The organism is Rhizobium sp. PAMB 3174, from assembly GCF_052908375.1.
In genome coordinates this window covers 382501-399404 of the sequence record NZ_CM128608.1, presented here as the reverse complement: position 1 = coordinate 399404, position 16904 = coordinate 382501, and the positions used below count along the sequence as shown (strand labels likewise).

Sequence of the window (16904 nt, the reverse complement as noted above, 5' to 3'; positions counted from 1 at the left end):
GAAGATCAAGCCGCGGCGCGATCATTGCCGGTTGTCCCCTTGACTCCCATCAGGAGACTGCGGGGCGTAACGACGCCGACGACCTCGTCGTTATCGACGACCGCGATCCCGTCGCGATCCGATTGCATGGTCAAGTTGATGAGCTCATCGATATCGGCGTCCGGCGTCGTGCGCACTAGCGAGGAAATGTCGGAGTTCGGCGCGTGGCGCTGGAATTCGCTGACGCTGTGCATCACCGAATGCGCCTTGATCAGGTGCAGCCTGGAGATGCTGGCCACAAACTCGGCGATATAGTCGTCGGCCGGATTGAGGACAATCTCTTCGGCACTACCCGTCTGGATGATCACGCCATCCTTCATGATGGCGATGCGGTCGCCGATACGGATCGCCTCGTCGAGATCGTGAGTGATGAAGACGGCCGATTTGCCGAGTGATTTGGTGAGCTGACGGAATTCGTCCTGAAGCTGACGGCGGATCAACGGATCGAGCGCGCTGAACGGCTCGTCCATCAGGATGATCTCCGGGTCGGAGGCCAACGCCCGGGCAAGGCCGACACGCTGCTGCATGCCACCGGACAGTTCCTTCGGATAGCGTTCGACCCAATCGGCAAGCCCGACGGTTTCTAGCGCGGCTCGCGCGGTCTTGTTACGCTCGTCCTTCGCAATACCCTGAACCTCCAGTCCAAAGGCGGCATTCTCCAGCACAGTGCGGTGAGGAAGCAATGCAACGCTCTGGAACACCATGCCAATATTCTTGGCGCGCATCTGCCGCAACTCGTAGGGGGACAGTGATGCAACGTCCTTGCCCTTGACCAGCACCTTGCCGGCGCTCGGCGTGATCAGCTTGTTCAGGAGGCGGATGAGCGTCGACTTGCCGCTTCCCGACAGGCCCATAATGCAAAAAATCTCGCCGCGCCTGACCTGTAGGCTGGCATTCGATACGCCAACCACGCAGTTGAATTCCTGCAGGACTTCCTTCTTACCGAGACCTCGATCGTTGATCGACTTCATCGCGGTGGCGGACTTGTCGCCAAAGACTTTCCAGAGCGACTGGCAGTCAATCAGAACTTCATTGGCATCGGTATTTGTGGCTTTCATAGCGATCCCCTTGAGCCAATTGGCGCTGGCTTCTTTCTTTGGGTTTTAAAGTGGCCGCCCGGATTCCGGACGGCCGCCGTTCGGTCAGTTCTTTTTGATGTTTTCCCAACGCTTGATGAGATCGGCATGGGCGCCGACCCAATCCTGGATGGCCTGGTCCATGGTCTTGCCTTCGTTGACGGCACCGTTAATTGCGGTGATATCGGCAAGCGGAACATAGACGCTGGCCATAACTTCGCGGGCATGCGGGTTCTCTTCGGAGAAGCCCTTGTGTCCGATCCAGTAATAGCTCTGCGGCGGCGGGAAGACGCCCTTCGGATCCTTGAGGTACTTGATCGGATACTTCTGAACCATCCACGACGGTTCCCATATTGTCACGGCAGTCCATTCCTGGCGGTCATAGGCGGACTTCAATGCCGCCGTCATCGCCGCGGTGCTGCCCTCGACGAGCTGCAGCTTCAAGCCATAATCCTTGACGGCCTTCGAAGCGTCGCGCATCAGGCCGGACCCCGGCTCGATACCGATGATCTTGCCGCCGAACTTGTCGGCATTTTCGTTAAGTTGCTCGAGCGAGTCGATCGGCACGTATTTCGGAACAGCAATGCCCTGGTAGAGGCCGTGCGAGACCGGCGAAATCTTTTCGAGGCGGTTTTTGTTCTTGTCCCAATAGTCCTGGGCCACATAGTCGGTCTGCGATGCGAGAACCTGGATGTCACCCTTCGAAAGGGCCGCGTATGCAATGCCCCATTCAGAGAATTGGGTGACCTTCACGGTATAGCCAGCGTCCTCAAGCACCTTTTTGGTGATGCCCGTGATCGGCGTCAGGTCCTCCCAGGACAGTGTGCCCATGTTGATCGTCTTTTCTTCAGCACGGGCGGGGAGCATGCTCATTCGAGGAAATCCATGAGCGGCAGCATTGCCATCATGATCGCCCGACCCTTGTCGAAGTTCTTCTCGACGACACACGCTTCATAGAGCGCCACATGTTCGCGCGGCAGGAAGTTGGACCCGGCACAAACCCAGCTCCTTGCACCCCATGCGAAGAACTCAAGCGCCTGATCATCCCAGCCGCAGGACAGCGCGATATGGGGATACTTGCGGGCGAGCAGGTGAAGGTTCCCCATATCGCCGGAGCTTTCCTTGATCGCGACGACATTCTTCGACTTGCCGACACGCGAGAAATACTCCTCACCCATCATGACGCCCATTCGGGCCGGGTAGTTGTAGAGCATGATCGGCAGTTTGGCGGCGCGGTCGACCGTCAGCGCGTGAACAGCATTCTCCCGTTCCGTTGGCAGAGCATAGGGCGGCGTGGAGACGAGGATTGCGTCAGCCCCGATTTCCTTGGCGGCCTTGGCATATTCGACTGAATCCTCGGTGCGCGTCGCGCCGGTTCCGATGATCAGCGGCAGCCGCGTGCCGATAACTTGCTTGGCATAGGCACCGAGATCGAAGCGCTCCTGGCTCGTCTGGGCATAATATTCGCCAGTCGAACCGCCAACGATAATGCCGTGGACGCCCGCCTCGATCAGCGATTCCAAGACGGCGGCGAATGCCCTCCGGTCGATCTGGCCGCTCTCATCGAGCGGCGTGACGGCCGGGGTATAAATCCCCTCAAACTTCACGACGATTTCTCCAGTGAGTGCTTTGCCGGACCACCAACAAGGGCGTCGGCCTTCAGACCTTGCGGCGCAATGAATATTTCCATGTTTTCGCGCGAGAGTTCCCAATGCTCGAAAACGAGATCAACGACGGCATCCTCATCGTGAGCGCTCAGGGCCTCGATGAAGTTGTCATGGTGCTCTACTGCGGTCTGCAGCCGGCGCTTCATGTCGTCGTTGCGTGGACGGAAGAAGGTGTGCCCGATGCGGGCGTGATCGATCAGCAGGCGCCCGAGGCTCGGCTGCAGATAGGCATTCGCCGACATCTCGCCGAAGATTTCGTGGAAGCGGTTGTTCTCGAGCACCATGCCGAGCGCGTCCATGTTGCTGCTCGCCGTGCGAAAGCGCTCCTGCGTCTGCTTGAGGTCGGCAAGCTGGGTCGGCTTGAAATTCTGAACTGCGAGGCGGCCGATCGCTGCATAGATCATCGGCGCAACAAGGAAGAAGTTGCGAAGCGTTGCATGGTTCATCGGAATGACACGCGCGCCGCGGTTCTCCCGGATATCGATATATCCCTCGCCGGCGAGCCGGCGGAATATGTCGCGCACAGGGGTACGCGAGAGGCCATAGCGTTCGCTCAGCCCCACCTCATCAAGATCCGTGTCCGGATCGAGTTCCATTGTCAGGATTTGACGCTTGAGATCGTCATAGAGGTCGCTCTTCGTCGTTTTGGCCATGCTTACCGGGCTCCTCGTTACCTCGATGGATCAAACCATACACCTGAAAGGCAAGGAGTCAACAGATTGTGTACTTTGTGTACACAATAATAGTTCACGAAGAATACGGTACGAATTCGCAAACTTGATTGCCGGGACAAGGAGTGAAAAACTCCCTGTTGAATGGCAAGGATGGGAGTAAACAGGCGCACGAGCCGTCGCAGCAGGCGGAAGTCAGCCGAGGCCGAGCCCGGCGTCGACTTTGGACTTTGAGAAGCCCTGCCTCATTGATGAATGGGTTCAGTGACTTAGCGCGACTGCCAGCCAGTCCGCCGCATGCTCAACGGCAGATGTACGGTATGGCCTGGATGGAACGACGACGTGGTAGGCGCCAACCGAGTGCGATCCCTTGTCTCGCGCGCGCTGCCGCGGTTGCCTCGGTATAATGACTGAAATGGAGCTGAGGCACTATCTCCAGGCCGCAGCCCGCATCCTGTCGCCATTGCGACCATGTCATCCACGACTTGTCCTGGGCGTCCGTATCGATGAATTCGTCCGCACTCGACATCTCGCCGCTCTCCCGGCGGCGGAAATACTCGGGAGAGCAGACAGGAACGATCGAGTCCTCCTGACGTGCCCCCAATAAATTAGGCCATTTGGAACTGGAATTTTCCACTTATGATCCCTGATGGGAAGAAGAGGAGAATTCGATGAAGGCCTCGAAGTTTTCGGAAGCGCAGATCGCATTCGTGTTGAAGCAGGCAGAGGATGGCACGCCGATCGGCGAAGTGTGCCGCAAGGCAGGAATTTCGGATGCGACGTTCTACAACTGGCGTAAAAAATACGCCGGCCTGATGCCCTCGGAGATGAAGCGTCTTCGCCAGCTCGAAGAAGAGAATGTCTAGCTGAAGCGGATCGTGGCGGACCTGTCATTGGACAAGGCCATGCTCCAGGACGTCCTGTCAAAAAAGCTCTGAGGCCTGCCCGCAAGCGCAAGCTTGTCGACACAATCAAGGCGGACTGGAAGGTTTCGATCCGGCGCGCATGTTCCGTTTTGAAGATCGACCGGTCGCTGTATGTCTACAAGTCCAGGCGCGGCGAGCAGGCCGAGTTGAAGCTGAAGATCAGGGACATCTGCCAAACGCGAGTGCGCTACGGTTACCGTCGCGTTCATGTCCTGCTCAAACGGGACGGATGGCCCGTCAATCCAAAGCGAATCTATCGCCTTTACAAGGAGATGGACCTCCAGTTCCGCAACAAGGTTCCCAGGCGGCGGGTCAAGGCGAAGCTGCGGGCTGGGGCCGTGTCACAGTAAGTTCAACAAGGCGAAACTTCAGAATGAGTTGGAGGCGTGGGAATGCCTAAAGCGTGACCGACAGGAGAAAGACAAGCTGATTGCGAACCAGCTTTCAGATCGTCAGTACCTTCAAATGTCCATTCAGGCTCACAGAAAGAAGCGGGCACTCGAATTACAGGCCATTCAGTTCGAAATCGCGCAGTACATTCGGTTGGGCCGAGACGAAATCCCCGAGATTGAGCAATTCAACGAGATTGCCAACAGTCAGAACAATCTACGACATGACTACTTGCCCGATCACGGGCCTGATTTAGAAATCGAGTGATTTGAACTCCAACGAGTTTTAGAGGTGCTAAATAACTTGGCCACCAGTAGAAGTGGTGACATATTCAAATAATGGATTATCGACACATTTGTACTGCGGGCACCGTGGCGCATCACGATTTACTTGTTGCCCATGAAGCACTTGAAGCTGGGCCGGAGAGCATGAATATGCGGCTCGTGCTGATCCGCCACCTAATTTTGGAGATCGCAAACATCGCAGACATCGCCTCGATATCCGGTGCGCTTTATAAAGAAAATCCCGACTTAGGTAAGGCTTATCAGGAGATACGCAAAGGGTTGGAATTCTTCAAATATCTGCGCAATGTCTATGTTGGTCATTTCGTTCCCGATCTGACGAACAAGACTTTCGAATGGATACCGTTAACCAATGCACTCCTTGGTGGCGAAAAACAAAATGAGCGGTTCGGCGTTAGCTGGTTTGCACTCGAAACGGCTATCAATACATATGCCGATCCAGACACGGGTCACAAAGTTTTTGATTCAGATACTGACCTGAATTACCCGCCGGACCATACGCGGTTTCTAAATTTTCTGGGCGACACAGTCCTCGGTTCTATGAACTACGTCACACAACTCGTCTCGATCGCGCGCGCGCATGTCGATGTTGCAGACGTGCACGCTGATATGCTGCAACTGGCATTTGCCGCCGGTCAGACGGATTTTTCTGTTTTAAGGAAGGGCAAACGGTAATCGGCATTGCCGGTCCTTAAAGCCACCTCAAGCTATCCACGTCCATATAACTGTACACGAAGCGGTCCATGTCCACTTTAATGGACGCTCATTTGACAAACACGGTCATATTCGCCATAATGTTCAATGAAATGAACATGAGGTGGTCTCGTGTTCATTTAAACGGATACGAAAAAGCCGAGTTATGAAGCGCAAAAGAAGCTACTCACGTGTGACGCGTCATGCTTTGTCGATCCTCGGCAAGCTGATCCGTATTGGGCGGACGGAACGGGGCATGACAGCACAGGAGTTGGCCGACCGCGCCGGAATTAGCCGCACCACGCTCTACAATATCGAAAAAGGTGCCCCCGGCCCTGAGATCGGAATTGTTTTTGAAGTCGCTGCTCTTGTCGGTGTCCATTTGTTTGAGCCCGACAGCCGATTGCTCTCGATGCACGATGCACGGCTAAAGGAAAAGTTGACATTGATCCCGCAAAGCGTCCGTTCTGTGAAACAGGAGGTCGATGATGACTTCTGATTTCAAAGAACCGAACGAAGCCTTTGTATGGATCTGGTTGCCCGATGAAACGGAACCCGTAGTCGCTGGTCGCCTCACAAAAGATCGAGACCGACTGTTCTTCACCTATGGTGCGAGCTACCGCAATCGCAAGAATGCCATCCCGATCTACGAGCCAGAATTACCGCTCCGCGCGGGGCTGATTGAGCCGTCAAACGGGCTTTCAATGGCTAGCTGCATTCGCGATGGCTCGCCCGATGCCTGGGGGCGGCGTGTGATCATAAACAGGCTCACCGGCAAGAAGCCAGATTCCGATGACATCCCAAATATCAGTGAACTTACATTCCTGCTGCAATCCGGCTCGGACCGTATCGGCGCGCTTGATTTTCAAGCATCTGCAACGGAATACGTCCCGCGCTTGGCTGCGGAAGCTTCGTTGGCTGAATTGCTGGCCGCAGCGGAGCGTATCGAAAAAGGCCTCCCACTGACACCAGCTCTGGAACAAGCTTTAAACCACGGCACCTCCATCGGCGGTGCCCGCCCCAAAGCCATGATTGAAGATGGCGAAAAGAGATTCATTGCCAAGTTCTCAGCGAGCAACGACCTCTACAGCGTCGTGAAAGCCGAATTCATCGCCATGCGGCTGGCGGAGCAATCTGGACTGAACGTCGCACCTGTGTCCCTAACCCGTGCTGCACACAAAGACGTGCTGCTTATTGAGCGTTTCGACCGCACCAAATCGGACAACGGCTGGACACGCCGCGCCATGGTATCGGCACTGACCATGCTCGGCCTTGATGAAATGATGGCGCGCTACGCCTCATACGAGGAACTGGCCGAGATTATTCGCCACCGTTTTGCCGCCCCCAAAGACACGCTGAAAGAACTGTATGGCAGGATTTGCTTCAATATCCTTTGCGGCAACACGGACGATCATGCTCGCAACCATGCCGCATTCTGGGATGGTGAGATGCTGAGCCTGACGCCTGCCTATGACATTTGCCCGCAAGGGCGCACCGGCAATGAGGCGTCACAAGCCATGCTGGTCAAAGGAGATGCCCGCTTTAGCACGCTGGCGACTTGCCTTGCAGCAGCACCCGACTATCACCTGAACGAAAGCCAAGCAGCCTCGATCATTGAAAAACAAATAGCGACCATCGCGAAACGCTGGTCTGATACCTGCGCCGAGGCCGATTTGAGCCCAACTGACCGGACGCTTTTTGCCGGCCGGCAATTCCTGAACGCCTACTGCCTGAACGGGCTAGACGACAGCCTCAAAGGGCTCAAGGACGTTTTCGCGCAGGCACGCGCCGAAATCATGGCGTAAACACCCCCTGACAATCATTCCCAATACTTGAAAGCCAAAGCTCGCTGCACACGACACGCGTCTTCACGACTGTGTTCGTTGCAGTTTCCTCCTGACTTCAAATAGTCACCACCCGAACCATCAAGGCCTTTGCTGAGCCAATGATGCTGGGGACGGGCCGAAAGGCCCTGAATGGTTCGGGGCCTCCTTGAAAACAGGAGGAAACAATGAAACTCATCACCCGCTTCGAAGCTGCATCACGTAACACAGGCGAGCTTAACGCCCTATATCGTGAAGCTTTCAACACTATCGCGTCCGCGAAACGCGGATCGGTTGAGCGTCGCAACGCCCTGGCTTCACTCCAAAATATCGAGGCTGAACTCGCGCTTCGCCCGACCTTTGGCTAGCCACCACGCGGCAGGTCTTCCCCGACCTGCCGTTTCCATTGCCGCCTTCAGCGGGGATATCTTTATCCAATGGGGCTTGCATTAGGGCAACCAGGCCGGATTGTCGTAAATCTCTTCGTAGCTTTCGGCCTCGATCATCTGAATACCCAATGCCTTGAAAAAGGGAGTCCGGTCCCTGTTCCCGCTTGATTTATTCGTCACGTACCAAGCCTGCTGTTTCCATTCGGGGCGGATTTTGTGAAGCCTCGCCCGTTCCAAAAAAAGCCATCTGAGGAATGTTTCGTCTTTTCCAAACCCGAACCCGAGAATAAGAAGCGGCGAGAAAAACAGCGGGTCTAGCCAAGTGTTTGCGCCAGGCCAGTTCGAGAGGCTTTCCTTGGCATTCATGCGAATGCCCTTTTTGCCGTAGACCCAGCTTCGCGCCCGCTGTACCGATCCCATGTAATGCGTGAGACCAAGGCGAATACTGCGCGCATATTTTTTCATTCCATGGGCGTGCCAAATCGCAAAGCTGGTCCTTGGCGTGGCGATTTCCGATTCCGCAAAATATGAAGTCCAGGGGTAGTAATCAGTGAAACCTTTCCTGGCTTTTGGTGCGTGATATTTTGCCCCGACCGCTTGGGAAAGGTTCTCGTCAAAATTGACGGTTATGACCGGAGTGGAACGGTTTCGCGCCCAGCCGACGATCTTCGAATGGTGGCTTTTGGGCTGCCAGCTATCCATCAGCGCGCAGAATTTTCGTTGCAGATCGCTTCGATCATCACGGGGTCTGGTAAGATCAAGGATGTCGAAAAACTCCGTATTCGACATCTCTTTGAGCTGGTTCTGGTTGAAGGTGAGGTTTTGATCTCGGGCTATTTGCTGCAACAGGCTTTCCCAAGAGGATGAACCATTGGTGGTTTGATAGCGGTTTATCCCGTTGCCGATAAGCAGCGCGGGAGACGAGCATTTCCTTAAAATGTCTTCAAGAGTATTCAAGGCAGCCCCCGCGATCAAAATGCGATAATCATTTCAATAACTTTACCTCTCACAGCAAATGAATGGCAACCTATTGGTTTGAAATTCCTCCTGCACAAGAATTCCTAGCAATGCCCGCAATGCTCGCCTAGGGTGAGGCTATGAGTGAAGACCCCAAGAAAGCCATTTCCGAGAAGATCGAAGACACGATTGAAGGTGTCTTGCGCTTTACGGTGCGAATGCTCCGCACGACATGGACGATATTCCGGCATCCACGCAAATGTGCAGGAATCCTTCTTGCCGCTGATAAGAGCAAGCGGGATTATGCGCTGCCACTCACCTATCTTGTCATTGGCGGGTTTGTGTTCAGCCTGACCATCTCCGCCTATCCGTTCGGGCTGCTCAATTCCCTTGATCTGATTTGGTTTTACGACGAGATATCGAGCAATCTTTACGAGCGATGGAATGAAGCGCTTTCGATATCGGGGCTTTTGACCGCGACATTTCCGGTGTTCCTCTCGGTCACGTTTATCACCTCCCTTGCGTCTCACGGATTCGCCGCAGGCGATGAGAGAAGGCAGTTTAAGACCCTTTGCTATTACGCCTTCGGGTATCAGGCGCTGCTCTTTTTCTTCGTCTTCTTCCTGTTCATTGCCTTCGATATCGTCGGCACGGCGATATGGGGACCGTATCAGCCGCCCGATATCGACCCGCAGCTATTCGAAAACCTTACGGACGCACTGCTGGTCGTTCTGTTTGTCTTTTTCCTCTCACCACTTCTAATGCCCGCGATCATGCTGACGAGTTGGCAGTTTGGGAATTTTCGGACATCAAAGACAGTGAAGAACGGGGCGGTATTGGCGTTCATGCCGCTCTTTGCCCTTTTGGGTCTGCTTGTCATCAGCTATTCGGCCAGTTTACCGGCGGTCTACAAGAACAAGGTGGCCGAAGCCAAAAACGCCGAAACCTCCCAAGAATAAGTAGCCTCGTTCAACCTTGACGCGGATTCCGCGAAAGTGGACGATCAGGCTGATTGCAAATCAGTAGTTTCAAGGGGAACGGAATGGCCGGGTTTAAAGCAAGACTTCTCAAGCCTATCGCTGCGGCTGCGATATTGGTCACGGCGTCAAACGCCTATGCCGCAAGCCCGAGCGAGGACGATTTCCTCTCCTGCCTCTCCTTGGTCGCAAAAGCGCAAAGCATCATGAGCGAAGTCGAGGAATACAGCACATATGCCGCGCGGCTTTGGGGTTATCCGTCGAGTACATTCTTCCATCGAACTGGGCGCAACACTGGCCGCTACCGGATGGTAGCCTCGTAACAGGCGATGAAAAGTTCCAGGCCCTATATTCCTCGGAAGAGGCAAACACACGAATCGGATCAGTTGTCAGAAGGAACCGTCTGATGAACACTTTCGGGAACTTGACGATCCTGACCCAGCCACTCAACAGCAGCGTTCAAAACGGTCCCTATTCCTCAAAACGCGATGCGCTCTTGGAGCACTCTCTTCTCGTGCTCAACAAGGAAGTGACAAAGCAGGAGGCGTGGGGCGAGGATCAAATCGAAGAGCGCGGGAAGCAGCTTTTTGAAGTCGCAAAAGCGATCTGGGCGTATCCATTGATTTCCACTTCAAACATCGGGTCATCTGCGTAAAGTACGACTAAGTCGTTAGGGAGAGACTTACTTAATACTTGTAACGGAGATCACGAAGTTTGCTATGATTTCTGCAAAGGAATCAGTGATGAACAAATTTCCTACGCCATCGGAACTCATGAGGGCTAAACGCCCGCATTTGTACTCTGACAGTGAGCAGCGAGACGCCTATCGGCTTAGCGAGTCAGAGTTCAACCATCATCTCGATACGATCGCAGATCGAAATCAGCATAAAGACTTTGAGAACTTCTGCCGTAAACTTGCCGAACGCGAGCTTTGCCCTAATCTTCGCCCGCAAACAGGACCAGAGGGCGGCGGAGATGGAAAAGTCGATACCGAAACCTATCCGGTTGATGAGCAAGTTTCCGAGCGCTGGTATGTAGCTGACGGCAAGAGCGGCGCTGAAAAGTGGGGATTTGCATTTAGCGCTAAGAAAGCGTGGCGTGAAAAAGTCCGCTCTGATGTCAAGGGCATCGTGGAAACCAAACGGCACTACGACCGCATTGTTTTCATCACAAGCCGTCCCGCCCGCCAACGTGACCGATTGCGCATCGAAGAAGAATTGCAAAACGAATATGGAGTGAAGGTTACGATCCTGGACCGTGAATGGATTGTTGACCGCGTATTTTCAAATGGCCACAAAGACCTTGCCTTCGAGCAATTGAAGGCCGGTGAGTACGAGCCGGACAAGCTCAAACTTGGGCCGAATGATTTTAGGCGCCAAGAGGCGCTGAACGACTTGGAAGAGCGCCTCAAGAAGCTAGGTACAGATGCTTCGGACCAGGCGCAGGCCGTCTCGGACACATTTGAAGCTGCGCGGCTATCCCGAGAACTTGAAAAGCCACGCTTTGAAACAGACGGTCGATTTCAGCGAGCGACAAATTACGCCAAAAAATACGGAACAAGTTACCAGGTCTTGCGGGCAGTTTATGAACACGCCTGGACCGCTTTTTGGTGGTTCGATGACGTAAACGCAATGCTTGAGCGCTATGAAGAGATCGAAGCAACAGCATTCGCGACCGGACATGCCTCGCACATAAGCAAGGTCTGCAATATCCATCAGCTCATTGTGGGGCGCGTCGTTCAGGGTCTGAATTCAGCGGACGAAATGTCGTTGTCGGGCAGATCGGATCGTCTGAAAGATAAACTCGCGGAACTGACCCAGGACAAATCCCGACCGAACAATGCCCTCTACGCAGAGACGTTGCTAATTTTCCACCAGATGAATGAGAAGTTTCTGGCAAGAGATGTCGACGACTTTGATGACGTTTGGTGCGCCCTGTCTGGGATCATAGATAGAGCCAAGGGGCTAGGTGAATTTCCCGCCGATCTACTTGATACAATGCTCGATGCATTATCGGAGAATATGCCGGACAGCCCCGCATTCGACGAACTCGTTGAAAAGATTGCTGAATTTATGGCCGACCGAAACAAAGAAGTCACCGCCGCAAATATCTATCTCGCGCAGGGTGAGCGTAAGCTGGACGCTGAAAAGCCTGTGGACGCCATAAAGTGGCTTGGCCGTGCCGTGGTCAACTTCTCGAAAGATGAGTGCCGAGAAGAGCAATCGAAGGCTCTGTATTATCTTTCGGTGGGCTACCGTGGTGCGGGCCTCATTTGGGCCGCCCGGGCCACGGCGTTGGCGTCCCTTATCCAGAACCTGGCTTTGTCAGAGTTGGAAAGCGAACTCCGCGTTGAAACCATCCCAACGCTGAATTTGTTCGCAACTTTGTCGTTACAGCTTGGGCATGTGAGCGATTTCTTAAGCGCGCTTCAATTCGTTCACGCCATTAGCGGCGTCGCTCCACTGGATAGCGATAGTCAGCAGCGTCTGAATGACAAGCTCGTAGAATTTGACCGATTGCTTTCTTGTTTGATTGTCGTCCTGCCGAACGAGGAGATTGCGCGACTAGAAGAGCTGCCGGACATTCTCGAAAATCTGATGTTGATGACAGCACGTCTCACTCTGCTTTATCGTCTCGGGCATATTGATGTGTTGCGAAACGATGGTTCTCTTCCGGAAGGCACGCCGGACCAAGAAATCCACGAAATGATGAAAATGATGGCTGCTCAGCCGGCAAGCAATAGTCTTCCCAAAAGGCTTGTTTTGCTCGATGAGACATTTGCTTCCATTCACACGAAAATCCTCGGCGTTGATATAAAAATTAAAGCAGATAATACCCTCGAAGGATTTTTGCAGGCGGAGACTTATGCAGCCGCGCTGGAAGGCTTTGCGGCGACATTGTTGAATGCGAGCGCGTTTCCGCACACTGAGAAGTTTACAATACGCATCGAGCAAAGCGACAGCGTACAGGACGCATCGGTCTCTGTTGACGATAGTAATGTGATGTCGATTTGGTTGCCCGCCGAATGGAGCCTAACCGACGTAACAAAAGTAGCGGAATACAATCAGCATCTTATCGCGTCTTGCATTCACGCCCTGATGAACATCGCTGTGCTGCCGGACGCACTTCAAACGGTTCAAGAATTGGTCGAAACGGAACGGGTATTCGAACGCGCCACGTTATTTTGTTACGCAGGCGTCTCCAGAAACAGAGCTTTGGGGTCGCATGCGGGGCGGCTTTCGGATTGGAACCATTGGATTGCACGGAAATATCCGCTGAGCAACGCGGCACCGCAACAACCCGTTGCCGCCGAACTTCGTGCCAACGCTGATGCGGTCGATGACATTAACTCGCCGGACGATCTTTTCGCTGATCTGAGAAGCCACGATGACCTTGTGGTTCGTTCCGTCATCAATACGAAGCTTTGGGACGAAGCCGGCTGGCAGGGAATGCTGTACGGCGTATCCGCACCAGGACAGCCGCCATTTCTTGGCCTCATGTTCGGCAATGGGCCCAAGGCAGAAGCCATATTCAAAGAATGGAATGATCGTTTTGACCGGCATGATCGTGAGGACGAAATCCGAATTTCTGTCCTCAAAGGCGTCGATCGAGAAAACCCATATCATTACCGTGGACACATTACCCAAGACTGGGACACATTGCCCGAAGTCCGCGGAAAGAGGTTTGTAAATGTATCGCGTATGACGACGATGACGGCGGACAACCACCGAAATCTTGATATGTTTATCGGACACAGGAATGTATGCGATTGCTTTTTCCTCGTTCCCGCCATCATCGGGGCTTCCGGTACGCCTGAGCTTCGTATGGAATTAGCGATATTGAAACACAAGTTTCATGTGCGGGACGCCTGGCAAGTCGGAGCACACGATATTGACATGGCGGCAGTGAGAACAGACGACGATGTTATCGTGCCGGGCGATGAAGCTGACCCGCCGGTGAAATCGTTGAAAGAATGGCGAAGCGGTGCTGCCCGTAAACGGCAATAAGACGGAGATACCGATACCGTCTTTGCACTTCTAGTGGTTGTGCATGGTTCAGCGTCGATGCGACCATGTTAGTTGCCCATGGCAGGATCAAGCGTTTCTGATTTGGTTCGCGTTGAAATCGACAAACGCTTTACACTCGACCACATTTGGGAGTTGCCGATGAAATTAGACACAATCGCATTTGCCATGCTGATCGCGACAGTCAATCTGACCCCGTTGGCATCGTCAGCAGAAGACTTCAATTACGTCAGCGATAATCACATTTGGTCGATAAGCTGCAATGCGTCCGGTTATGTTCTACGGTCGCAATATCCCTTCACGCGTTTTCATGAAGCCGGAGCGGTTCTACTGTCAACCGGGACAAGGAAACGCCATATTTGGGTCGATCCTGCGATGCCTCACACACTGTGCTGGGTAAGGGCAAATGGTGCTGGGCCAATGGCGGGTTCATGGCTGAATTCAACGATGCCAAGATGGGTTTTCCACGGCAGGAGTTGATTTGCCCGGACAGCAATGACGACTTCCTTGGCTGCCGGTGTTGACCGCATAACGCGCATCCAATCTGCGGAAGGTTGGTCAGAGTTCCAAGGGGCACGAAGGCTCATTGGTCGATGGGATGGCTCCAAGGCAAGGGCAGCACGAAAGCTCCCTTCCTGGTCGCCGATTGCACAAGGGCGCGAAATGTCCCCTTTGCTCTCGATGAAATCGTCTCCATGACATGGCCTCAATGGAATTGTCAGGGGTCTTGGGGGCAGGAACGCCCTCCAAGTCGATGGGTGCAGGGAGAGCGAAGTCTCCCGCGAGTGGTTCAATCCGACGATACGGGTTGGATGCCTGTGAAAGAGCCAAGGCCGGGAGGTTGCACAGGAGGCGCGCCAGCGGGCCTCTTTGCCAAGTTGTTTTGTAATACAAAACACAGCTTGCATACTACTTAAACAGATATTTATTTAATCTCCCAGAACGCGACAACAGTTCCTCAAGTTTTTTCTTTGAACGCGAGTTTCCTGCCGCTACTCCTTTCTTATACCATGCGATAGCTTCATCTTCATTTGGCAAAACGCCAATTCCCAGCACATAACACTCGCCTCGTCGATGTCGTGAGGCAACTGGTCCAGAAGGTGGTGATCACCGCGACACCCGGCCACCAGCCAGCCAAGCTTGAGGTCCACGGCCGCATCGCTTCGATCCTGGCTGCGATGGAAGCAGCGTCGATCATGGAGGAACGGTTCCGCCTTTTGAAGCGTCACGAGTATCTGGAGAAGCTGGATGCGGGCGAACTTGAGGATGAGGAGGCACAAAAAAAGCTCTTCGACGCATATGCGGAGGAGCTTTCTGTGAAGCGACTTGAATGGGCAAATATTCAAGTCTCGTTGGTTGCGGGGGCAGGATTTGAACCTGCGGCCTTCAGGTTATGAGCCTGACGAGCTACCGGGCTGCTCCACCCCGCGTTATTGATGAGCCGACTGTGGATCTTTGCCACATGAACCGGGATTGGCATGCCCGGTTGTTTCGTTTGTCCGTCCTCGGCCCTTTGGGCCTGCGGTTGGACGGGGCTGCTCCACCCCTCGTTATTTCTGGGACCTGTGCGGTCTGCCTCAAAAGCAAAAGGCCGCTTTGGATGCGGCCTCGTCTTGGGCATGAGGCCCTTGGGTTTGTGAATGAGAAGATTTGTTTTGCCTTTTGCAGACCTGGCAGCGACCTACTCTCCCGCGTCTTGAGACGAAGTACCATTGGCGCTGGGGCGTTTCACGGCCGTGTTCGGAATGGGAACGGGTGCGGCCGCCCCGCCATAACCACCAGGTCGGCAAAGGGCAAAACATGAGAAGCTGGATTTTTGATCGCGTTTGGGCCTGTCCGTCTGGCACTTGCCGAAGCGAAGCTTCGCAAGGCCGAACGGCCGTCGCGCCTTGTGGCGCGGCCCGTCCGGAGCGTAGCGGCGAAAGCCGCGACAGCGTCAGGACAAGATGATCATCTTTTGTCGATGATCATTGATCAATGAGAACGATCAAGCCGATCGAGCTATTAGTACCGGTAAGCTTCATGCATTGCTGCACGTCCACACCCGGCCTATCAACGTGGTCGTCTTCCACGGCTCTGATAGGGAACACTCGTTTTCAGGTGGGTTTCCCGCTTAGATGCCTTCAGCGGTTATCCCTTCCATATATAGCTACCCTGCTATGCCGCTGGCGCGACAACAGGTCCACCAGAGATATGTCCATCCCGGTCCTCTCGTACTAGGGACAGATCCTGTCAATATTCCTACACCCACGGCAGATAGGGACCGAACTGTCTCACGACGTTCTGAACCCAGCTCACGTACCGCTTTAATTGGCGAACAGCCAAACCCTTGGGACCTGCTCCAGCCCCAGGATGCGATGAGCCGACATCGAGGTGCCAAACAACCCCGTCGATATGGACTCTTGGGGGTCATCAGCCTGTTATCCCCGGCGTACCTTTTATCCGTTGAGCGATGGCCCTTCCACGCGGGACCACCGGATCACTATGACCGACTTTCGTCTCTGCTCGACTTGTCAGTCTCGCAGTCAGGCGGGCTTATGCCATTGCACTCGACGACCGATTTCCGACCGGTCTGAGCCCACCATCGCGCGCCTCCGTTACTCTTTAGGAGGCGACCGCCCCAGTCAAACTACCCACCATACACTGTCCCGGATCCGGATGACGGACCGCGGTTAGACATCCACGAAGATAAGGGTGGTATTTCAAGGATGGCTCCACAAGAACTGGCGTCCCTGCTTCAAAGCCTACCACCTATCCTACACATGCCTTGGCGAATGCCAGTGTAAAGCTATAGTAAAGGTGCACGGGGTCTTTCCGTCTGACCGCAGGAACCCCGCATCTTCACGGGGAATTCAATTTCACTGAGTCTGCGTTGGAGACAGCGGGGAAGTCGTTACGCCATTCGTGCAGGTCGGAACTTACCCGACAAGGAATTTCGCTACCTTAGGACCGTTATAGTTACGGCCGCC

The 16904-nt window shown here is 54.2% G+C and carries 12 protein-coding genes, 1 tRNA gene, 2 rRNA genes and 2 pseudogenes (1 of these 17 running past the window's edge); 9 read left to right on the top strand and 8 right to left on the bottom strand.

The features are described from left to right. Positions 1–5 precede the first annotated feature (5 nt). The 4 genes and pseudogenes from ACU5AY_RS01935 to ACU5AY_RS01920 all read right to left on the bottom strand — a co-directional run bounded on the left by ACU5AY_RS01935 (position 6) and on the right by ACU5AY_RS01920 (position 3435). The gene (locus ACU5AY_RS01935; protein ID WP_446827771.1) at positions 6–1097 is read right to left on the bottom strand and encodes a quaternary amine ABC transporter ATP-binding protein; all 1092 of its coding nucleotides are present in this window, start codon (positions 1095–1097) and stop codon (positions 6–8) included. Positions 1098–1181: 84 nt separating this feature from the next. After that, on the bottom strand, positions 1182–1988 hold the full coding sequence (locus ACU5AY_RS01930) for a glycine betaine ABC transporter substrate-binding protein (protein WP_446827770.1): 807 nt from the start codon (positions 1986–1988) through the stop codon (positions 1182–1184). Further along, positions 1988–2722 (bottom strand): annotated as a pseudogene (locus ACU5AY_RS01925) (dihydrodipicolinate synthase family protein); the annotation flags it as partial. The gene ACU5AY_RS01930 and the pseudogene ACU5AY_RS01925, both read right to left, overlap by 1 nt. After that, positions 2719–3435: a GntR family transcriptional regulator gene (locus ACU5AY_RS01920; RefSeq protein WP_446827769.1), complete on the bottom strand. Its 717-nt coding sequence runs from the start codon at positions 3433–3435 to the stop codon at positions 2719–2721. The gene ACU5AY_RS01920 and the pseudogene ACU5AY_RS01925, both read right to left, overlap by 4 nt. 689 nt (positions 3436–4124) lie before the next feature. Between ACU5AY_RS01920 and ACU5AY_RS01915 the strand changes: the two are divergent. The 5 genes and pseudogenes from ACU5AY_RS01915 to ACU5AY_RS01895 all read left to right on the top strand — a co-directional run. Next, a pseudogene (locus ACU5AY_RS01915) lies at positions 4125–4708 on the top strand (transposase); the annotation flags it as partial. 399 nt (positions 4709–5107) lie between these two features. Then, positions 5108–5746, top strand: coding sequence for a hypothetical protein (locus ACU5AY_RS01910; RefSeq protein ID WP_446827768.1), 639 nt, complete (start codon positions 5108–5110; stop codon positions 5744–5746). A 232-nt stretch (positions 5747–5978) separates the two neighbouring features. Continuing rightward, positions 5979–6263: a helix-turn-helix transcriptional regulator gene (locus tag ACU5AY_RS01905; RefSeq protein ID WP_446828925.1), complete on the top strand. Its 285-nt coding sequence runs from the start codon at positions 5979–5981 to the stop codon at positions 6261–6263. Continuing rightward, complete coding sequence (locus ACU5AY_RS01900; RefSeq protein WP_446827767.1) at positions 6253–7569, top strand: type II toxin-antitoxin system HipA family toxin; 1317 nt, start codon at positions 6253–6255, stop codon at positions 7567–7569. The genes ACU5AY_RS01905 and ACU5AY_RS01900 overlap by 11 nt, the downstream gene beginning before the upstream one ends. A gap of 206 nt (positions 7570–7775) precedes the next feature. Further along, positions 7776–7955: a hypothetical protein gene (locus ACU5AY_RS01895; RefSeq protein ID WP_446827766.1), complete on the top strand. Its 180-nt coding sequence runs from the start codon at positions 7776–7778 to the stop codon at positions 7953–7955. A gap of 81 nt (positions 7956–8036) precedes the next feature. Here the strand turns inward: ACU5AY_RS01895 and ACU5AY_RS01890 are convergent, their stop codons facing one another. Further along, entirely contained in the window at positions 8037–8933 is an 897-nt protein-coding gene (locus ACU5AY_RS01890) for a hypothetical protein (protein WP_446827765.1), read from the bottom strand. A 140-nt stretch (positions 8934–9073) separates the two neighbouring features. On the opposite strand from ACU5AY_RS01890, the gene ACU5AY_RS01885 reads away from it, so the two are divergent. From ACU5AY_RS01885 to ACU5AY_RS01870, 4 genes are all read left to right on the top strand, one after another. After that, a complete protein-coding gene (locus tag ACU5AY_RS01885; protein ID WP_446827764.1) occupies positions 9074–9892 on the top strand; it encodes a hypothetical protein in 819 nt (272 codons plus the stop codon). Positions 9893–9975: 83 nt separating this feature from the next. Then, positions 9976–10233, top strand: a complete 258-nt coding sequence (locus ACU5AY_RS01880) for a hypothetical protein (RefSeq protein WP_446829070.1) — start codon at positions 9976–9978, stop codon at positions 10231–10233. Beyond that, on the top strand, positions 10158–10565 hold the full coding sequence (locus ACU5AY_RS01875; protein ID WP_446827763.1) for an HNH endonuclease family protein: 408 nt from the start codon (positions 10158–10160) through the stop codon (positions 10563–10565). Before ACU5AY_RS01880 ends, ACU5AY_RS01875 begins: the two co-directional genes overlap by 76 nt. 88 nt (positions 10566–10653) lie before the next feature. Continuing rightward, positions 10654–13917: a hypothetical protein gene (locus ACU5AY_RS01870; RefSeq protein WP_446827762.1), complete on the top strand. Its 3264-nt coding sequence runs from the start codon at positions 10654–10656 to the stop codon at positions 13915–13917. Between the two features lie 1371 nt (positions 13918–15288). On the opposite strand, the gene ACU5AY_RS01865 is transcribed toward ACU5AY_RS01870, so the two are convergent. From ACU5AY_RS01865 to ACU5AY_RS01855, 3 genes are all read right to left on the bottom strand, one after another. Further along, a tRNA-Met gene (locus ACU5AY_RS01865) sits at positions 15289–15365 on the bottom strand. A gap of 238 nt (positions 15366–15603) precedes the next feature. Further along, a 5S ribosomal RNA gene (rrf, locus tag ACU5AY_RS01860) occupies positions 15604–15718 on the bottom strand. Positions 15719–15918: 200 nt separating this feature from the next. Continuing rightward, a 23S ribosomal RNA gene (locus tag ACU5AY_RS01855) occupies positions 15919–16904 on the bottom strand; it runs 1813 nt beyond the window's last position.